The sequence below is a fragment of the Sphaerotilus sp. genome (assembly GCF_031429695.1).
Taxonomy (GTDB): Bacteria; Pseudomonadota; Gammaproteobacteria; order Burkholderiales; family Burkholderiaceae_C; genus Sphaerotilus.
The window spans coordinates 39,286-57,623 of record NZ_JANPAB010000072.1; the positions used below are offsets into that span (position 1 = coordinate 39,286).

Annotated in this window: 17 protein-coding genes; 8 read left to right on the forward strand and 9 right to left on the reverse strand. The window is 66.9% G+C overall.

Translation table 11 applies throughout. The annotated features are described in order from the left end of the window. The first annotated feature begins 50 nt into the window (after positions 1–50). Positions 51–509 carry a hypothetical protein gene (locus RMP06_RS14290; protein WP_310462451.1) on the forward strand — a complete coding sequence of 153 codons (459 nt, stop codon included), beginning with the start codon at positions 51–53 and terminating at the stop codon, positions 507–509. On the opposite strand, the gene RMP06_RS14295 is transcribed toward RMP06_RS14290, so the two are convergent. Further along, on the reverse strand, positions 493–912 hold the full coding sequence (locus RMP06_RS14295) for a YchJ family protein (RefSeq protein WP_310462452.1): 420 nt from the start codon (positions 910–912) through the stop codon (positions 493–495). The genes RMP06_RS14290 and RMP06_RS14295 overlap by 17 nt on opposite strands. A 72-nt stretch (positions 913–984) precedes the next feature. Between RMP06_RS14295 and yaaA the strand changes: the two genes are divergently transcribed. From yaaA to RMP06_RS14310, 3 genes are all read left to right on the forward strand, one after another. Next, positions 985–1,782: a peroxide stress protein YaaA gene (yaaA, locus tag RMP06_RS14300; RefSeq protein ID WP_310462453.1), complete on the forward strand. Its 798-nt coding sequence runs from the start codon at positions 985–987 to the stop codon at positions 1,780–1,782. A 43-nt stretch (positions 1,783–1,825) separates the two neighbouring features. Then, a complete protein-coding gene (locus RMP06_RS14305; RefSeq protein ID WP_310462454.1) occupies positions 1,826–2,680 on the forward strand; it encodes a 2OG-Fe(II) oxygenase in 855 nt (284 codons plus the stop codon). Between the two features lie 79 nt (positions 2,681–2,759). Next, positions 2,760–3,464 (forward strand): hypothetical protein, encoded by a 705-nt coding sequence (locus RMP06_RS14310; RefSeq protein ID WP_310462455.1) that lies wholly within the window; start codon positions 2,760–2,762, stop codon positions 3,462–3,464. On the opposite strand, the gene RMP06_RS14315 is transcribed toward RMP06_RS14310, so the two are convergent. Together RMP06_RS14315 and RMP06_RS14320 are read right to left on the reverse strand one after the other, a co-directional pair. Then, positions 3,442–4,851, reverse strand: coding sequence for an MBL fold metallo-hydrolase RNA specificity domain-containing protein (locus RMP06_RS14315; protein WP_310462456.1), 1,410 nt, complete (start codon positions 4,849–4,851; stop codon positions 3,442–3,444). The genes RMP06_RS14310 and RMP06_RS14315 overlap by 23 nt on opposite strands. Positions 4,852–4,972: 121 nt before the next feature. Continuing rightward, positions 4,973–6,418, reverse strand: a complete 1,446-nt coding sequence (locus tag RMP06_RS14320; protein ID WP_310462457.1) for a DEAD/DEAH box helicase — start codon at positions 6,416–6,418, stop codon at positions 4,973–4,975. Positions 6,419–6,813: 395 nt separating this feature from the next. On the opposite strand from RMP06_RS14320, the gene RMP06_RS14325 reads away from it, so the two are divergent. Both RMP06_RS14325 and RMP06_RS14330 read left to right on the forward strand, forming a co-directional pair. Then, positions 6,814–8,016 (forward strand): ammonium transporter, encoded by a 1,203-nt coding sequence (locus RMP06_RS14325; protein WP_310462458.1) that lies wholly within the window; start codon positions 6,814–6,816, stop codon positions 8,014–8,016. 173 nt (positions 8,017–8,189) lie between these two features. Continuing rightward, on the forward strand, positions 8,190–8,870 hold the full coding sequence (locus RMP06_RS14330) for a PEP-CTERM sorting domain-containing protein (protein ID WP_310462459.1): 681 nt from the start codon (positions 8,190–8,192) through the stop codon (positions 8,868–8,870). 86 nt (positions 8,871–8,956) lie between these two features. On the opposite strand, the gene RMP06_RS14335 is transcribed toward RMP06_RS14330, so the two are convergent. Genes RMP06_RS14335 through RMP06_RS14360 form a run of 6 tightly spaced genes read right to left on the reverse strand, consistent with a single transcriptional unit; the run spans position 8,957 to position 16,408 of the window. Beyond that, a complete protein-coding gene (locus tag RMP06_RS14335; protein WP_310462460.1) occupies positions 8,957–9,592 on the reverse strand; it encodes a hypothetical protein in 636 nt (211 codons plus the stop codon). 2 nt (positions 9,593–9,594) lie between these two features. Beyond that, positions 9,595–11,118, reverse strand: coding sequence for a tyrosine-protein phosphatase (locus RMP06_RS14340; protein ID WP_310462461.1), 1,524 nt, complete (start codon positions 11,116–11,118; stop codon positions 9,595–9,597). A gap of 16 nt (positions 11,119–11,134) precedes the next feature. After that, positions 11,135–13,372 carry a GumC family protein gene (locus tag RMP06_RS14345; RefSeq protein WP_310462462.1) on the reverse strand — a complete coding sequence of 746 codons (2,238 nt, stop codon included), beginning with the start codon at positions 13,370–13,372 and terminating at the stop codon, positions 11,135–11,137. Between the two features lie 9 nt (positions 13,373–13,381). Next, on the reverse strand, positions 13,382–14,818 hold the full coding sequence (locus tag RMP06_RS14350) for an O-antigen ligase family protein (protein ID WP_310462463.1): 1,437 nt from the start codon (positions 14,816–14,818) through the stop codon (positions 13,382–13,384). 27 nt (positions 14,819–14,845) lie between these two features. After that, a complete protein-coding gene (locus RMP06_RS14355) occupies positions 14,846–15,067 on the reverse strand; it encodes a hypothetical protein (RefSeq protein WP_310462464.1) in 222 nt (73 codons plus the stop codon). Between the two features lie 60 nt (positions 15,068–15,127). Continuing rightward, the gene (locus RMP06_RS14360) at positions 15,128–16,408 is read right to left on the reverse strand and encodes a glycosyltransferase WbuB (RefSeq protein WP_310462465.1); all 1,281 of its coding nucleotides are present in this window, start codon (positions 16,406–16,408) and stop codon (positions 15,128–15,130) included. A 440-nt stretch (positions 16,409–16,848) separates the two neighbouring features. Between RMP06_RS14360 and RMP06_RS14365 the strand changes: the two genes are divergently transcribed. Then, positions 16,849–17,787, forward strand: coding sequence for a GDP-L-fucose synthase family protein (locus RMP06_RS14365; protein WP_310462466.1), 939 nt, complete (start codon positions 16,849–16,851; stop codon positions 17,785–17,787). Positions 17,788–17,833: 46 nt separating this feature from the next. Further along, positions 17,834–18,338: GDP-mannose 4,6-dehydratase (locus RMP06_RS14370; RefSeq protein WP_310462467.1), on the forward strand; the 505-nt coding region annotated here is incomplete at its 3' end.

Here is an 18,338-nt window from a genome sequence, read left to right on the forward strand (position 1 = left end):
GGTCAAGAACACACTCGGCGAATGCATGTGGGTTGCGCAAAATCAGTCCCATGTGCGACGAATTGAAAAAATGTCGGCCCGAACCGCTCCTTGCTGCGCTGCTGTTCACGGGCCTGTCGATGGTGTCGATCCACCGCGCCGACGGTGTGCTCTGGATGGAGCCGCTGCCCTGGCTGCTGCTGGGGATCGCGGCTGGATTGTGGCGCGCCCACGGCTGGGCGCGCACGCTGGCCATGGGCGTGCTGGCGGCGCTGCTCGCGGCGATGGCCTGGCCCGGTGGCGCCGACTTCCACCCGGTGCGCCTGCTGCTGGTCGAGCCATGGGCGGCTGCCAATCTGGAGCACCACACGGGCCTGCATCCCACCCTCGGCGGCACCCTGGTGGCGGCGGCGCTGCTGCTGTGGCTGCTGTCGCCCGCCGTGCAGCGTGCCTTCGCGCTGTCGGACCTCGACGCGGTTCGCGCCAGCCTGCCGCCCCTGTCGGACGAGCCGGTCAAGGACGACCACTGACACCCCTGCCGATCGCTCCGTCCACATAGAACCAGCGCCCGTCCTCGCGCACGAAGCGGCTGACCTCCTCCAGCCGGTGCGCCCTCCCGCCGAGCTTGCTGCGGGCCACGAACGACACTTCCGCCCGGTCCGCGTCCAGCGCCTTGTGGTGGCGCACGGTGAGCCCCAGCCAGCGCAGGCCCGCCTCGTTCGGTTCCAGCGCAACCGGCCGGGTGCTCGGGTGCCAGGTGGCGAGCAGGTAATCGAGCCGGTCCAGCACGAAGGCGCTGTAGCGCGAGCGCATCAGCGCCTCGGCCGTTGGGGCCTGACCAGCGTGTGCACCGTCGGTGTGGAATCGGCCGCAGCAGGCCGGCAGCGGGTGGCCGCTGCCGCAAGGGCAGGGGGTGGCGGGCGTGGTCGTCATGCGCCCATTTTCAGGCACTGCGCGGCGCTGGTACGCTTGCAGGCTTGCCGACTCCGTTTTCTGCTGCCCGACATGCTCCTGCTGCTTTCGCCCGCCAAGTCCCTGGATTTCGAGACCCCGACCACGGTCGAGCCGACCCGTCCTGTCTTCATGGCCGAAGCCGCCGCGCTGATCGGGCAATTGCGCACGCAGTCCCCGAACCAGATCGCCGCCCTGATGACCTTGTCCGACAAGCTCGCGGCGCTGAACGTGGCCCGCTACGGCGCCTGGCGTCCGCGCAACACGCCGGTCAACAGCAAGCCGGCCGTGCTGGCCTTCAACGGCGATGTCTATGACGGACTCGCTGCGCCGACGCTCTCCAGCGAGGATATCGCCTGGGCGCAGGACCATGTCGCCATCCTGTCCGGCCTGTACGGTGTCCTGCGCCCGCTCGATGCGCTGCAGCCCTATCGCCTGGAGATGGGCACCCGCTGGGCCAATCCGCGTGGCAAGGACCTCTACGCCTGGTGGGGTGACCGCATCGCCAAGGAATTGCTGCACCGCCTGTCGACCCGCAAGGCCAGGTCCGCGGCGTCCGGCTCGCCGGTGATTGTCAACCTGGCCTCGCAGGAGTACGCCAAGGCGGCGCTGCGCCCTGCGCTCGTGCAGCGGACCCGGGTGATCGAGTGCGTGTTCGAGGACTGGAAGGACACGGGCTACAAGATCATCAGCTTCTACGCCAAGCAGGCGCGCGGGCTGATGGCGCGCCACGCCATCACCCACCGGCTGGACGATCCCCAGGCACTGCAGGGTTTCGATCTGGGCGGTTATCGGTTCGATGCGACGGCCTCGGCGGGCGACCGCTGGGTGTTCCGCCGCCGGGCGGATTGAGCTTCCTTCCACTGCACGACTGCACCACTGCATGAGCACGACCATGAGCACCCAGACAGCCACCCCGGAACTGCGGCTTTGGATCCTGGAACAGGCCCAGGCCGGCCATTCACCCGATGCGGTCCTGCAGGCCATGAGGCAGTCTGGCTGGGACGAGGACATCGCCCTGGCCGCGCTGGAGCACACGCTCGAAGGTTTCCTCGCCGAGCACGCCCGCCTGCAGGAGTGCCCGCTTGCGGTGCCGGTGCCCGAACCGGATCTGGCGCAGTCGCCGGCCGAGCTGTGCCTGCCGGACGGGCAGGTGGTGCGGGTCGTGGCGTCGATGCGCGACCCGCGCGTGGTGGTGTTCGCCGATCTGCTGTCCAGCGAAGAGTGCGAAGCGCTGCGCCAGCTGGCTGCGCCGCGCATGGCCCGCTCCGAGACCGTCGACAACTCCACCGGCGGCAGCGAGGTCAACGCCGCCCGCACCAGCGCCGGCATGTTCTTCGGCCGCGGCGAGACGGCGCTGATCGAACGCATCGAGCAGCGCATCGCGGCGCTGCTGCGCTGGCCGGCCGAGAACGGCGAGGGCCTGCAGATCCTGCACTACCACCCCGGCGCCGAATACAAACCGCACTACGACTACTTCGACCCGGCGCAGCCAGGCTCCGCCACCATCCTCAAGCGCGGCGGCCAGCGCGTCGGCACGCTGGTGATCTACCTGAACACCCCCGAGGCCGGTGGCGGCACCACCTTCCCCGACGTCCACTTCGAAGTCGCGCCGATCCAGGGCCATGCCGTCTTCTTCAGCTACGACCGCGCCCACCCCAGCAGCCGCTCGCTGCACGGGGGGGCACCGGTGATCACCGGCGAAAAGTGGGTCGCCACCAAATGGCTGCGCGAGCGGCGCTTTGATTGATGGCCGCACCAAGGCTGAAAAAATCGACGGCCCGTTCCCCTGCGGCTACATTTCCCACTCAACCTGGAGACACCCTCCCATGCAACCGCTGATTGCCGCTCTCGCGGCCGTGATGCTCACCGCCGGCGCCGCTGCGCAGGCCCAGACCAGCACCGGCCAGACCCCCAAGCCCATCACCATGCCGGCGGCCCCGGCTGCCATGCCGTCCGTTCCCGATCCGGCCACGCTGCGTGAACCCGCCGCGGCGGCAGCGGCTGGCGTGGCCGAGCGCAAGGTCGAGCAGCTCGACAAGGCGCTCGACGCCCGGCGTGCGCGCCAGGCGGAAGCCCGCAAGCACGCGGACGCCGCCAAGGTGGAGAAGGCGGCTGCGAAGGCCCCTTCCAAGGTCGAGGCACCCGCCACCAAGTCCGCCGCCGAGCGGCGAGCCGCCCGCAAGGCCGCCCGAGAAGAGGCCGCCGAGGCGCGCAAGACAAAAAAGGCAGGCAAGGCGGTCAAGGCGGTCAAGCCTGAGAAGGCTGAGAAGGCCGGCAAGTCCACCGCCGAGGAGCGGGCCACCAAGCGCGCCGAGCGCCGCGAAGCGCGTCTGGCGGCGAAGAAGGCGGATCTGAAGTCGGAGAAGCGGGCCGAGAAGAACGCGGAAAAGAACGCTGAAAAGAAGGCCGAGAAGGCCGCCGCCGCGAAGGCTGAACGCCTCGCGGAGCGCAAGGCCCGCAAGGAAGCCGCCGCCGCCAAGGCCACCAGCGGCACGGCCGCCAAGGGCCTCAACGACGGCTCGCGCCCCTGAGCGCAGCCAGCGTGCCCAGCCCCAGGCGCTCCCCCGCCTGAGGCACGCGGGCCGGCCAGCCGAGGGTTTCCTCGATGCGGATGCGCAGTGCATCCGACGCTTCCGGCTCGCCGTGCACCACCATCACCTGCTTCGGCGCGGTCGGCATCTGGCGCATCCACGCGATCAGGCCGTCCGCATCGGCGTGGCCGGACAGGCCAGCCAGATGATGGACCTGCGCCTTCACCGCCACGTACTGCCCCATCACCTTGATCTCGGTGGCGCCGCTGACCAGCTTGCCGCCACGGCTGCCGGGTACCTGGAAGCCAGGGAACACGATCGCGTTGCGCGGGTCCGGCGCCAGCGCCGCGAGGTGGCCCAGCACCCGGCCGCCAGTCGCCATGCCACTCGATGACAAGATCACCGCCGGTCCGCGCAGACGCGCCAACCGGGCCGAATCCTGCGGCTTGTGCACCGGCTTGACGCCTTCGCTGAAGCCGCGCGCTTCGGCGTTCGACAGGCGCAGCAGGTCGCGGTGGGCGGAGTAGATGGCGGTGGCCTCCTGCGCCATCGGGCTGTCGAGGTAGACCGGCAGATCGTCCGGCAACTCGCCCTCGGCGCGCAGGCGGTGCAGCACCAGCATCAGCGCCTGCGCCCGCCCGACCGCGAAGGTCGGGATCAGCACCTTGCCGCCGCGCCGCGTGGTCTGCCGGATGATCTCGCCGAGGCGTGCGGCGGTGTTGTCCGCCGGGTGGAGCCGGTTGCCGTAGGTGCTCTCGACCAGCAGCACGTCCGGCGCGAGGCTGAGCGGCGCGGTCATCGGCAGCGGCGCGGGCATCATCAGGTCATCGACACGGCCGACATCGCCCGAGAACACCAGCGCGTGTTCGGCGTCGCGCAGCGTCACGGCGCAGGCGCCCAGCAGATGGCCGACGGGGGTGAGTTCGGCGCGCAGGCCGGGCAGGGGTTCAAACGGTTTGCCGGTCGCCACGGGCCGCAGCAACTCGATCGCGTGGCGCGCATCCTTGGTCGTGTACAGCGGCCGAGCCGGGTCGTGGCGAGACCAGCCGCCGCGGTTGGCGCGGCGGGCGTCTTCCTCCTGCAGCTTGGCCGCATCGAGCAGCAGCACCTCGGCCAGATCGCGCGTGGCGGCGCTGCACCAGATGCGTCCGCGGAACCCTTGCGCCACCAGCGCTGGCAGCCAGCCGCTGTGGTCGAGGTGGGCGTGGCTGAGGATGGCCGCATCGATCTCGTGCGGCGGCACCGCCAGCGGCGCCCAGTTGCGCTCGCGCAGCATCTTCCAGCCCTGGAACAGGCCGCAGTCGAGCAGGACGCGGTGGGGGCCGCTGGTCACCAAGTGGCGTGAGCCGGTGACGCAGTCGGCGGCGCCCAGGAACTGGATCTCCATGACGTGCTCCTCGCAGTGGGGGTCGCACCAGCTTGGCACGACCGGCACTGCAAGGTATCAGGAAACGCCCCGGGCACCTGACCCGGACTTGATCCGGATCAAGCAGGTGGCCGACGGACGGTCAGCCGCTGCGGCGACCCGAGGTCAGGGCCGGGCGCTTGGGGCCTGCGCCCGTGCCCGTGCCGCTGCCAGCACCTTGCGGACGACCACCGCGCGGGGCGGCCGTGCGCTGCGGGGCGCTGCCCGGACGGGCCGGTGCGTTGCCACGCGGCTGGCCGCCGGGCGCGGCCGGGCGACGTTGTTCGCCACCACGTCCACCGCCACCGCCAGCACCGCGGCCATTGCCACCACCACCGCCGCCGCCGCCGCCAGCACCGCCCAGCGTGCGGCGACCGATCTGGATCGGCTCGGCGCGCTCGCCCGGATCGGCTTCGAAACCGGCGACCGACTCGCGCGGGATGCTGCGCTTGATCAGCTTCTCGATGTCGGCGAGGAAGAGTTCCTCGTCCAGGCACACCAGCGACAGCGCCTCGCCCTGCGCGCCTGCCCGGCCGGTGCGGCCGATGCGGTGCACGTAGTCTTCCGACACATTGGGCAGCTCGAAGTTGATGACGTGCGGCAACTGGTCGATGTCGATGCCGCGGGCCGCGATGTCGGTCGCCACCAGCACGCACAGCTCGCCGGTCTTGAACTCGGCCAGCGCCTTGGTGCGCGCGCCCTGGCTCTTGTTGCCGTGGATCGCCATCGCGGTGATGCCGGCCTTGTTCAGGAACTCGCACAGGCGGTTCGCGCCGTGTTTCATCCGCGTGAACACCAGCACCTGGTGCCAGTCCTGCGTCTTGATCAGGTGGATCAGCAGGTCTTTCTTCTTTTCGCGGCCCACCTTGATCACGCGCTGGGCGATGTTCTCGGCGGTGGCGTTGCTGCGGGCGACCTCGATCACCTGCGGCGCGTTCAGCAGCCGGTCGGCCAGTGCCTTGATCTCGGCGCTGAAGGTGGCCGAGAACAGCAGGCTCTGCTTCTTGGCCGGCAGCATCGCCAGCACCTTCTTGATGTCATGGACGAAGCCCATGTCCAGCATGCGGTCGGCTTCGTCCAGCACGAAGAACTCGACCTGGGTCAGGTCGAGCATGCCTTGCTGGTGGTGGTCGAGCAGGCGGCCGGGCGTGGCCACCAGGATGTCCACACCGCGCTTGAGCTGCGCGATCTGCGGGCCCATGCCGACACCGCCGAACATCACCATGCTCTTCAGGCTCAGGTGCTTGCCGTAGGTGCGCACGCTTTCCTCGACTTGGGCGGCGAGTTCGCGGGTGGGGGTGAGGATCAGGGCGCGGATTGCGTAGCGGCCCCGGCTGTCCTTGGCGGGCTGGCCAGCGGCCAGGCGGTGCAGCAGCGGCAGCGTGAAGCCGGCCGTCTTGCCGGTGCCGGTCTGTGCACCAGCGAGCAGGTCACCACCGGCGAGAACCGCCGGGATGGCTTGCGCTTGAATGGGGGTGGGGATTTCGTAGCCTTGTTCGCGGATTGCGCGAAGGATTGGCTGGGCCAGGCCCAGATCGTCAAACGTCATGGAATGGCACCCGTGTCGGGGTGCTTGTCGCGCCGCCTGCAGCGCCTCGGGCGAGGCGGCCAGTCGAGGGTGGCGCGGGATTGGAGAGGGCGTCGGATGCGACTGCAGCGTTCTGACTGGTGCGAATGCTGCAGTGCGATTGTAGCGGTGGGTCCGCGTCGGGCTGCAGCAGATGTGCGGCGCGCGCCAAGGGCTTCTTGTGTGACCACGCCACTGGACGCACATGAATGGTGCATGCATGCCCAACTGTTGGGCGACGACCCGCCACGATTCAGCGCACCCACTCGGTGAATGTGCGTTTGTGGTGCGTTGAATTGCGTGAACAAACGCACCAACTTGGCACAAAACGTGCTTATTTGGTGCTCTTTCCACCCCAAACCACCCGTCGATCTCCCATGGATACCTTGAAACAAGGCGCTGATGCGCTTTTCATTCTGCTGGGCGCCATCATGGTGCTGGCCATGCACGCCGGATTCGCTTTCCTTGAACTCGGTACGGTGCGCAAGAAAAACCAGGTCAACGCACTCGTCAAGATCCTGGTCGATTTCGCCGTCTCCACCATTGCCTACTTCTTCGTGGGCTACAGCGTGGCCTACGGTGTGGACTTCTTCACCGGCGCCGAGACGCTGGCGGCGAAGAACGGCTACGAGCTGGTCAAGTTCTTCTTCCTGCTGACCTTCGCGGCGGCCATCCCGGCCATCGTCTCGGGTGGCATCGCCGAACGCGCGCGCTTCAACCCGCAGTTGCTGGCCACGGCCATCATCGTCGGCTTGATCTACCCGCTGTCGGAAGGCGTGGCGTGGAACCAGCGGTTCGGCGTGCAGGCCTGGCTGAAGGGCGCGTTCGGCGCCGAGTTCCACGATTTCGCTGGCAGCGTGGTGGTCCACGCCGTCGGGGGCTGGATCGGACTGGCCGCCGTGCTGCTGCTGGGCGCACGCAGCAACCGCTACCGCAAGGACGGCGCGATGAGCGCCCACCCGCCGTCGAGCATCCCCTTCCTCGCGCTGGGCGCCTGGATTCTGGCGGCGGGCTGGTTTGGCTTCAACGTGATGAGCGCGCAGACGCTGGACAAGATTTCCGGGCTGGTCGCCGTCAATTCGCTGATGGCGATGGTGGGCGGCACGCTGGTGGCCACCCTGATGGGCCGCAACGACCCGGGGTTCGCCTACAACGGCCCGCTCGCGGGGCTGGTGGCCGTGTGTGCCGGATCCGACCTGATGCACCCGGCGGGCGCACTGGTGGTCGGCGGCATTGCCGGCGCGATCTTCGTGCAGATGTTCACCCTGACGCAGAACCGCTGGAAGATCGATGACGTGCTCGGCGTTTGGCCGCTGCACGGCCTGTGCGGCGCCTGGGGCGGCATCGCCTGCGGCATCTTCGGCCAGACGGCGTTTGGCGGCATTGGTGGCGTCAGCCTGGCCAGCCAGACCATCGGCACCGTGATGGCGGTGGTCTGGGCCTTGGTGGGCGGTTTCGTGGTGTATGGTGGCATCAAGGCCGTGATGGGCCTTCGCATGAGCCAGGAAGAAGAGTACGAGGGCGCCGATCTGTCGATCCACAAGATCGGCTCGACGCCGGACCGCGAGGTGAGCTGGTAAGCCGTTGCCGAGATGCGACTGATCGCGCGTCGCAGTGACCGCTATCGGTTCGGCCTCGTCCCTGAAACAGGGGGAGGGGGCTTATATACAAATCAAAGTCGATTTACAGTGAAAATGACAAATCGCCAAACACCATCGACGATGGCAAGTCGAACAAAGTTCAGGAGTCCTGTATGTTGAAAAAATTTGTATCTATTCTTGCGTTGGCCGGTCTTGCCAGTGGTCAGGCGTTCGCTGCGACCAATCTGGGTTTCGAAAGTGGAACCACCGGCTGGACCGTGACGAATGGCGTCCTGACGGCGGTCACCACCAACACAGCGCCCATCACGGTCTTCAATGACTATGACAGCAACAGCAACACCGTTGCAGATGACGACATCACCACGGCGTACAACATCGCTGCCCAGACGGGTAACGCATTTGGCCTGCTCAACAACAACTACATGGGCTCCGTGACGTTTGCGTTCAACGCCGGTGGCGTTCCGACCAATGCCAACGACATGCTGTGGCTGCGCATGTTCAGTGCTGAATACGACTTCCAGGGCCTGACCGGCGGCATCAACGACGACTTCGTGCGCGTGACCTACACCGGTGGCGTTGCTGGCACGGTGACCGATACCTTCTACGCTTCGCAAGGTACGTACGTCGATTCTGGCTGGGTGGGATTCGCCATTCCTGTCGGCACCACCAACATGCAGATCGCTGTGGTGGACGTCAACGGCATCAACGCACCGCAGGTCGGTCTCGACTTCACCGCCGCCCCCGTGCCGGAACCTGAAGTCAACCTGATGATGCTGGCAGGTCTGGGCGTCATCGGCGGTCTGGCTCGTCGCCGCATGAAGAAGGCTGCCTGATTGATCTGACCGGGGCAGCCTGGCTGCCCTGATTGGCTCTGCAGCATGGATGGCGTCCGCATTGCGGACGCCATTTTTTTTGACGGTTATTGCGGCGAGGTGGCCGGCACTGCAGGGTTGGCCATTTCCGCCGCAAATCCCGGTCGCCGCGTCTCGACCCATTGCCGGACATCCGCGGGCGCCGACACCCAGGTGTTTGCAGCGAGGATCACCAGCGTGTTCTCCACGTCGATTTCCTTCGGCCCCAGGCGCGCAGCTTCGCGCCACGCCTGGTAAAGCGCTTCAGGACTGGTGTTGACGGCCATGTGCATCAGTGCCAGGTTGGCCCAGGCCATGGCATGGGTCGGACGCAGCCTGATCGAGGTTTCCTGGTGCGCCAGGGCTTCCCGGTAGGCCGCCACTTCCGGAGAGTTCGGTCCCCCAATGGTCCAGATGCTGCGGCCCCTGATCGCCTGGAGCTGGGCCAGCGCATCGTGCAAGGTGGCGTCGTTCGGCGTCAGCGCGACTGCGCGTGTCAGGTCCTGGCGGGCCTGCTCCCATTGTTCGTTCGTGTACGTGGTCTGACCCGTGGCCCATTTCGACAAGGCGTGCCGTGTCATCCCGGACGACCAGTCGGCGGACATCAGCACCCCCGCCTGCTGGGTCACCACCGCCGCGGTCGTGCACAGGACCGCGGCCAGCAGTCCGTTGAGAAGCCGGTGTCTGGCTGCAGGGCCCACCATGCTCAGCGCCGCCTTGCCGGCGGGATCGGTGGCAGCTCGTTGAGGCGAAAGCCCCGCGTGCCGCCGGGTGTCAGCACGCTGTCACGGCCTGGCGGCGTCCAGCGGGGGACGTCGGTCGCCGTCGGCTGAACCGGCGCCGGCGTCGGGCGTGCCCTGCTGCTGGCCAGCACCACCGCCGTAGACCGTGGCGCCTGCTGCACGATCGGCCGAGACAAGGCGGTCTCGGGCACGGACTGCATGTCGCGCAAGCGCAAGCCCCGAGGCGGATCCAGCGCTACCTCCACCGGCGTCGATTGCACTGGTGTGGGGGGCGCCAAAGCAGGTGCCGGCGATGGGCTTTCCGGTTGGCTATTTGCCACTGCCGGGGCCTCGACTGGCGGTGTTGGTGGTGTTGGCGGGGCTGTCTGTACAGGCGCTTGCGGCACGACCTCCCGCACCACCGCGGCCGTCAGGGTCGGTATGGCCGCGTCGATCACTGGAAACAGCTTGGGTACGGGCGCAGGCGAGGGTGCAGGCACAGGCGCTGCTGCGCCGACGAAGGACGGCAGGGCCCAGTCTTCCGGCGTTGGGCTGCTGTCTTTCTGTGCCGGCCCATCCATCTGCGCCACGGCTTGTGTCAGCTCGGCGTGGATGGCGTCAATCTTGAAGTCCAGCAGTGACCAGTTCTCGTTCGTCGGCGGGGCTGCGGCGGTCTCGCTCTGATCGAACAGATCGTCGCCCCAGTGCAGGTCCTGGACCAGCGGTGCCGGTGCGGCGGGCAGGTCGCGGAACACCAGCCGGTCCTGGCCACGCTCTACCGTGAACGAGGTCATGCCCGTGATGGCGGTCGGATTGGTCTGGGTCAACTGGGTGGCCAGCGCGCTGTCGTAGTGCGTGGACAGCCAGTCCCGGGCGGCGGAAAGGCGTGGCCGGCGGCTGGAGCGGTTGTGCGCATCCGTGGCCACCACATCCACCCAGCCGGCATCCAGCAGGCCCTGTGCCGTGGTCTGGGCCCGGCTGCCGAACTCGCCGAGCAGCGACCCCGCCGTGAGCTGGAACTTGCAGCCCAGCCGGCGCAGCGGCTCCAGCCGGGTCAGTTGCTCCATCACCGCCTTGTTGCGCTCCGGATGGGCCATCAGGGGCGTGATGCCCTGTTCCATCAGCATCCCCATCAGCCGGTCCGTGCCGACCGGGATCTGTCCATCCGGCAGCTCGATCAGCACCGTGCCCGGGCCGACCAGGCTGCCGTTCAGCAAGGGCAGTCGCCGCAGCTCCAGCCAATCGAGGATCTCGGGGCAGATGCGCACCTCGGCCGCCCAGGACATCGTCAGGGGAATGTCCTGCTCGCTCACCGCCGCTTGTAGCAGATCGAACGCTTCCGCGATGCGGGCAGGCGTGTTGTCGAACACGCCGGGGTAGATGTGCGGCGTGACGACGACGTGCTCGATGCCGTCCTCGGCCATCGCGCGGGCCAGCGCCACGGCATCGTCCATCGTGCGCGGGCCATCATCGATGCCCGGCAGTACATGCGCATGAAGGTCTAGCATGGGATCTCGGTGGCGGTCAGGTCTTGGGCTGCTGAGAATACCCGTGGTAGTAGGTGTTGCCGTAACCCCCATTGACCGACTCGCCGTAGTAGCGCTGTGCGTCGTCGAAGTTCAGGCCGTTGACGATCACGCCCATGATGCTGGCGCCCGAGCGCTGCAGCCGGCTCAGACCCTTGCGGATCACCGGGACCGGCGTTTCGTTGGCGCGCACCACGTAGATCGTGCTGGTCGCCATCTGCGCCACGGCCACCGCGTCGCTCACCAGCTCCACCGGCGGCGTGTCGATGATGATGAAGTCCAGCTGCGGCTGCAGGTGGCGCAGCACGTCCTTGAAGCGCTGCGACACCAGCAGGTCCAGCGGATTCGGCGGCACGTCACCCGAGGGCATCACCAGCAGCGTGCTGCCTTCGATCTGGTGCACGCAATCCTTCAAGGTTGCCGAACTGGTCACCAGGTTGGACAGGCCCTTGGCGTTGGCGGCCAGGCCCAGCCGCACACCCACTTGCGGGCGCCGCATGTCGGCGTCGATCAGCAGGGTGCGCTTGGTCTGCGCCAGCGCCAGGGCCAGGTTGATCGAGGTCGAGGTCTTGCCTTCTGCCGGCACGCTCGACGTCACCATGATCAGGCGGTGCCGCTGGTCCACGTCCGAGAGCTGGATGCCCGTGCGGGCGGTCCGGATGGCCTCCGCGTGGTGCGAATTGGGCTCGCGGATGAACAGGGTCGCCACGTTCTCCAGCGCCTCGCCGGTCAGCGCCGGCAACACGGCCAGCACCGGCATTTGCAGCTTGACCTCCGCCGACTCGCTGCCCTTGACGGTGTTGTCCAGGCGGTCCAGCAGGATGGCGCCCATCGTGCCCAGCATCAGGCCCAGCACGAAGGCCACCAGGATGATCTGTCCCTTGTTGGGGCGCACCGGGGTGGACGCCGTCACCGCCGGATCCACCACCCGGGCAATCGCGGCCTGCAAATCGCTGCCGGCGTCCATTTCCTTGGCGCGGCCCATGAACAGGTCATACAGCTGCTTGTTGGACGACACTTCGCGCTCCAGCACCTGCAGCTGGAATTCCTTGCGGTTCACGTCCTGCACGCCACCGGTGGCCGAAGCCAGCGCCACCTCCAGCGACCTCTCCGCCTGCCGCGCCAGGGTGTATTCCTGCACCATGCTGCGGCCGACCGCGCGCCGCTGCTGCGCCAGGAACCGCTGTGCCGAGGCCAGCGACGACTGCGCCTCCTGCATCTTGATGTGGTTGGGGCCGAGGTTTTCCGACAGCTCCGCCACCAGCTTCTGGGCGGCGGCTTCCTGCTGCACGGCTGCCTGCACCGTCGGGTTGTTGGCCACCGCCGGCACATTGCTGTAGTCGCCGTTGCCCGCGCTGGCGACCATGTTGCTGGTGCCTTCGAGCTGCAGCCGCTTGGCGCGGGCCTCTGCCAGGCGCTGGTTCACTTCGCTGATCTGCATGCCGGCCAGGCCTTGCGCCGAGCCGCTGAGGTTGATCAGGCCTTTTTCCTCGCGGTAGGCCTGCAGCGCGCGCTCCGACTGCACCAGGTTCTCGCGCAGCGTGGTGGCCCGCTTTTCGAGCCAGCCATTCAGGCTCTGGGCCAGCTTGAACTTGGCGTCGCGGTCCGAATCGATGTAGTTGGCGGCGATGTCGTTGGCCACCTTGGCGGCCATCTTGGCATCGGGCGAATCGAAGCTGACCTTGACCAGCTGGCTCAGGCGCACCGGCTCGACACTGATGTTGTTCATGAACGGCTTGACCGTGGCGTCTGCCAGGGCCTGCTCCGTCCAGTCCATCGGGGCCGCTGCCAGGCCGACCATCGACTTGACCCGTGCCTGAATGCTCTCATCCCCCTTGCGCGGGTCGAACTGCGGATGGGTCCACAGCTGCATCGCCGTCACGGTGCGCAGCGCCACCTCGCGCGACTTCAGGATCTCGACCTGCGTCTGGTAGTGCTCCTTGGTCTGCATCGCGCCGCCGAGCATGTCTTCCATCGACAGGAACTTCGGCTTGCCCGGCTCGATCAGCACGGTGGCGGTCGAGCGGTAGATGGGCGTCATCGAAAACGCCACGGCAGCGCCCAGCGCGGCCAACGCGGTCGCCAGGCCCAGGATGGACCACTTGCGTTTCTTGATGCTGCGCCAGTGGTCCAGCAGTGCGAGCTTGCTTTCCTCGGACAAGCCCAACTGCACTGGCGCAAAAGGAGGAGCCACCTGCGCCGGTGGATTCAGCGCAGCAACTTGGATTTGATTCATGGAATTGGACTACCTAGACCGAAGTGACGTGGTTGTGCGCTTTGTAGGTACGCTCCAGACCACGGCCAATAGTACGGTGAGCGTCATTGCATTGGCGTTTATCTGGAGATTTAAATCCACCAGCGCGTGTAGGAGGGCGCACAACAACCCCATGCCCACCCCCACCGCCACACCCCGCACATGGGGCGTGCTGCGGTCCCGCATGAGCTGGACCACGCGCACGGCCGTCAGCAGCGCCACGCCCGCCAGCAGCAGCAAACCCGGCAACCCGACATCCGCGGCGATCTCCACATAGTCGTTGTGCGCGTGGTTGTAGGGCAGTTCCAGCGACTCGACCTTGTAGCGGGGAAAGGCGGTGTAGAACGCGCCGCCGCCGAATCCGGTCCAGGGCCGCTCCCGGACCATCGCCAGCGCATCCCGTGCCGGGCGCATGCGCTCGTGCAGGGATTCTTCGCGGTGCACCGGCGCGTGGGGCGCCGCCACCGACTCCGCCGACGCCTGCGCCGAAGCGGCCTGGGCGATGATCTCGGTGGCCTCCATCCGGTTGATCACCTTGGACAAGCCCACCCACTGGCCGATGATGACGATGTCCACCACCAGCAGGCTCACCACCAGCACGCCGGCCGCCTTGCGCAACTGGCGCGAGGCGCCCATCACCCAGGCCGCCACGACGAACAGGCTCAGGAAGAACACCCCGTTGCCCATGCGCGAACGGGTCAGCACCAGCGCGATCACCATCACGACCAGCATCAGGCGCACCACCATCTTGCCGGACATCATGAAGTCCATGGCCGCGTGGACGCGGTGCTGCCACTGGACGTTCCTGGGCGCTGGCCGGGCGCTGCCCATCTGCGCCAGCATCACGGCCAACCCGGCCGAGAGCGTCAGCAGCAGGTAGTTGGCCAGCGCGTCCGACTGCGGGAACGTGCCCGTGGCGCGGGTGCCTTGCGTGAACTCGAAATCCAGGAACTCGTAGTGGCTGGCGGCCGAAAACAGCACCATCGCGGTGAGCGCCTGCACCACGCCCGCGCTCAGCAGGCCGACCAGCACCGTCATGCGCCGCCGGTCCGAGGTCACCAGCAGTTGCACCAGCCAGAACGCCCCGACATAGCCGATGCACCGCAGAACGTACAGCCGGGTCTCGTGCACGTCCTCGGTGTGGCCGAACGGGGTCAGCTGCAGGCTCGTCCACGCGGTGAACAGGACCAGCAGGGCCAGCACGACATGGCTGCCCAGGCCCGTCTGGTGGTCACTGGTGGTCGCCGACGTGGCGGAGGCCAGGCGGACCAGACCGCTCAGGGCCAGCAGCACCCAGACCACCGCCGCAAAGAACGCAGCCGCCCAGTGCCGGTTGCTGCCCAGCGGCAGGGGCAACCAGACCAGAGCCACAAAAAAAAGACCCAGCAAGCCGCGTTCGGCCTGCTGGGCCCAGTACTGACGTTTCATCAGCTGGACCGTCGTCGGGTCAATGCATCAGCACGGCGTGATGCCAACGCCGCCACGCTTGCACGGCGGAACCACCACCACCGGCGGCGGCGGTGTCTGCGGGACCGGGGGGCGCGTCACGCCTGGGGGCGGCGTCACGGGCGTCGTCGGGCGCGCCGCGTTGGCCTGCATGGCGGTCATCGAGACCACCGCTGCCGCTGCCAGCAGCAGCCCTTTCAATGAACCCTGAACCTTGAATTTTGAAGTCATGCTTCCGCTCCTGACGTATAGATAAAGGCCACCAGTTTGCGGCCGGTGACTGAAGTGAAATTATCCACTCCTACCAGAAGTTTGAGTGGTTTCCAATGGAAGCTCAACCCCCGCAGTCGTGTGGTCGGTACACGCCTGCAGGCACATGTTGAGCCGACCGAGCACCACGGACCGCACCAGGTGCTTCCGGGCGTACTCGTTCGCCTTGGCGCCCAGCTCGGCCCGCAGGCGCGGCTGTTCCGCCAGATCGATCAGCGCCTGCGCGAAACTCCGGGCGTTGCCGGGCGGCACCACGCGGCCACATTCCATCACCGCGTGTGCGAGTTCCGTGCCAGCTTCGGCCGTCGTCACGACAGGGCGACCGCTGCCCAGCATGCCCGACAGCTTGGACGGCATCACCAGATCGGCCGCCCCCGGGTTCTGCGGCAACAGGTGGATGTCCGCCATGTGCAGCAGCTCGGCCAGGCGCTCGGCGGGCTGCAGCGGCAGCATCCGCACGTTGTCCATGCCTTCGCAGGCGGCTTCGAGGTGCGGCTTCATGACCCCGTCACCGCAGATCACCATCACCAGCCGGGGATGGCAGGCAATCAGCCGCGCCACTTCTGGTAACAAATCCAGCCCCTGCTTGCCGCCCAGCGTGCCTGAAAACAACGCAACGACCGCGTCTTCCGGGATGTCCAGCTCCTGGCGGTAGAGGCGGGTGCCGACATAGTCATCCACCGCCTGGTCACCCACCCAGTTCGGCAGGAACACCAGGCGCTCGCGCTCCACACCCTTCGCCTTCGCGCGGTCCAGCATGCGCCAGGAGATGGTCGATACCCGGTCGAAGCGCTGGAGCAGCCAGTGCTCGATGCCCGTGATCACCTTGCGCATCAGGCCGTTGCCGTTGATCAGGCCCAGCTCGAACGCGGCGTCCACCTCGAAATCCTGCACATGCAGCCACGCCCGCCCGCCCGACAGGCGGGCCGTCAACCAGCCGCCCGGGGCCGATGTCAGCGCCGGCGCCACCACCATGACCACCTGCGGGCGCCAGAAGAGTTGCAGGGCCAACACAGGCAGCGCCGCAATTGAAAAACTCAGCAGGTGGAAGATGCGCTTCAGGCCCGATGGCTGCGCTGGCACCCAGAGCGGAATGCGCCACACATCCACCCCGCTCCAGGTGTGGCGGCCATAGCTGTTCGACCAGTCCTCACAGAGGCGCCAGTCCGGATAGTAGGGAGGAGCGGCCACCACGCGAACTTGATGCCCCATGGCCACCAGGCTGGCGGCCATGTCCCCGGAGTACTTGCCGATGCCGGTGGGCTCAGGGTGAAAGTTGATCCCATGGATCAGAATCCGCATCTCTATTTCTCTCCCGCGGTGTTGTTGTGTGAATGGGTGGGATCCGATAGGGCCGTGTTGCAACGGCAACCGGGCGCTCAGCAAGAACTGCGCCCGATGTCGCACCCAAACGACATTGCAGTTTAGTACAGGGCATTGCCTGAACTCAGGGCGTAACGCACGCCACACCGCAATCACGGGTGAATACGCATTGACCGTGAGAAAAACGACTCGTTTCAGGTTCTTATCGCGTGGTTCGTGCTGGACACCAGTGATCTCGATCCGATCTACTAAGATCAACTATTGGCAGTCGGCTACCGTGTGACGCACTGCCGCGTGTTTGCCCCTCCGGCAAGCCCTGCCCAAGCCTGGTCAACAAGGCGCCTCTCAAAAATTACCTTTTGATTCATTTTCTGATGGCGCGCCGATGCTATGCCTCGGGCGCGTCAACCCCCTTCCCAATGAACACACCTGCCCTGCATTCCAAGATCTTCGTGACCGGACACCGTGGCATGGTCGGCAGCGCGCTGGTGCGGCGCCTGCGGGCCGGCGGCTACACCGACATCGTCACCCGCAGCCGCGCGGAGCTGGACCTGCTGGACCAGCGCGCCGTTCAGGCCTTCCTGGCGGAAGAGCGCCCTGACTACCTCTTCATCGCCGCGGCCAAGGTCGGGGGCATCCAGGCCAACAACCTCTACCGCGCCGACTTCCTCTACCAGAACCTGCTGATCGAGGCGAACCTGATCCACGGCGCCCACCTCGCCGGCGTGCAGCGCCTGATGTTCCTCGGCTCCAGCTGCATCTACCCGCGCGACTGCCCGCAGCCCATCAAGGAGGACTACCTCCTCACCGGCCCGCTGGAGCCCACCAACGAGCCCTATGCCATCGCCAAGATCGCCGGCATCAAGCTCGCCGAGGCCTACAACCACCAGTACGGTCGCCAGTACGTGAGCGCCATGCCCACCAACCTCTACGGCCCGAACGACAACTACGACCTCGCCAACAGCCACGTGCTGCCCGCCCTGATGCGCAAGGCGCACGAAGCCAAGCTGCGCGGCGACGATGAATACGTCGTCTGGGGCAGCGGCACCCCCATGCGCGAGTTCCTCTATGTGGACGATCTGGCCGACGCCTGTGTCCACCTGATGGAGCGCGGCTACGACGGCCCGCTGGTCAACATCGGCACTGGTACCGACGTGACCATCCGCGAGCTGGCCGAGACCGTCATGGACGTGGTGGGCTTCCGGGGCCGCATCACCTTTGACGCCACCAAGCCAGACGGCACCCCCCGCAAGCTGCTCGACGTCAGCCGCCTGGCTGGCCTGGGCTGGACGGCCAGGACCCGTCTGCGCGACGGCATCCGCCTTGCCTATGAATCTGCGCCGTTTAACCGCGACTGATCCATCTCTCGATTCATTCAAATTTTTTAACGGAAGTAACGCACCTATGTCGACGAACAAGAAGGTTGCCCTGATCTCGGGCGTGACGGGCCAGGACGGCGCGTATCTGGCCGAACTGCTCCTCAAGAAGGGCTACGAGGTCCACGGCATCAAGCGCCGCAGCAGCCTGTTCAACACCGACCGCATCGACCACCTGTACCAGGATCCGCACGTCGACAACCGCCAGTTCACGCTCCACTACGGTGACCTGACCGACTCCACCAGCCTGGTGCGCATCATCCAGCAGGTGCAGCCGGACGAGATCTACAACCTCGCGGCCATGAGCCACGTGGCCGTGTCCTTCGAGACGCCGGAATACACCGCCAACGCGGACGGCATCGGCACGCTGCGCATCCTGGAAGCCATCCGCATCCTGGGCCTGGAAAAGAAGACCCGCTTCTACCAGGCCAGCACCTCGGAGCTGTATGGCCTGGTGCAGGAAATCCCCCAGAAGGAAACCACGCCCTTCTACCCGCGCAGCCCGTATGCCGTGGCCAAGATGTATGCCTACT

Bases quoted from the DNA above. Each gene is read 5' to 3' on its own strand.
- RMP06_RS14295 (WP_310462452.1), bottom strand. From the start codon at position 912: ATGACGACCACGCCCGCCACCCCCTGCCCTTGCGGCAGCGGCCACCCG.
- RMP06_RS14355 (WP_310462464.1), bottom strand. From the start codon at position 15,067: ATGACTTCAAAATTCAAGGTTCAGGGTTCATTGAAAGGGCTGCTGCTG.
- RMP06_RS14305 (WP_310462454.1), top strand. From the start codon at position 1,826: ATGAGCACCCAGACAGCCACCCCGGAACTGCGGCTTTGGATCCTGGAA.
- RMP06_RS14335 (WP_310462460.1), bottom strand. From the start codon at position 9,592: ATGGTGGGCCCTGCAGCCAGACACCGGCTTCTCAACGGACTGCTGGCC.
- RMP06_RS14325 (WP_310462458.1), top strand. From the start codon at position 6,814: ATGGATACCTTGAAACAAGGCGCTGATGCGCTTTTCATTCTGCTGGGC.
- RMP06_RS14345 (WP_310462462.1), bottom strand. From the start codon at position 13,372: ATGAATCAAATCCAAGTTGCTGCGCTGAATCCACCGGCGCAGGTGGCT.
- RMP06_RS14350 (WP_310462463.1), bottom strand. From the start codon at position 14,818: ATGAAACGTCAGTACTGGGCCCAGCAGGCCGAACGCGGCTTGCTGGGT.
- RMP06_RS14310 (WP_310462455.1), top strand. From the start codon at position 2,760: ATGCAACCGCTGATTGCCGCTCTCGCGGCCGTGATGCTCACCGCCGGC.
- RMP06_RS14340 (WP_310462461.1), bottom strand. From the start codon at position 11,118: ATGCTAGACCTTCATGCGCATGTACTGCCGGGCATCGATGATGGCCCG.
- RMP06_RS14330 (WP_310462459.1), top strand. From the start codon at position 8,190: ATGTTGAAAAAATTTGTATCTATTCTTGCGTTGGCCGGTCTTGCCAGT.
- RMP06_RS14315 (WP_310462456.1), bottom strand. From the start codon at position 4,851: ATGGAGATCCAGTTCCTGGGCGCCGCCGACTGCGTCACCGGCTCACGC.
- RMP06_RS14360 (WP_310462465.1), bottom strand. From the start codon at position 16,408: ATGCGGATTCTGATCCATGGGATCAACTTTCACCCTGAGCCCACCGGC.
- yaaA (WP_310462453.1), top strand. From the start codon at position 985: ATGCTCCTGCTGCTTTCGCCCGCCAAGTCCCTGGATTTCGAGACCCCG.
- RMP06_RS14290 (WP_310462451.1), top strand. From the start codon at position 51: ATGTGCGACGAATTGAAAAAATGTCGGCCCGAACCGCTCCTTGCTGCG.
- RMP06_RS14320 (WP_310462457.1), bottom strand. From the start codon at position 6,418: ATGACGTTTGACGATCTGGGCCTGGCCCAGCCAATCCTTCGCGCAATC.
- RMP06_RS14365 (WP_310462466.1), top strand. From the start codon at position 16,849: ATGAACACACCTGCCCTGCATTCCAAGATCTTCGTGACCGGACACCGT.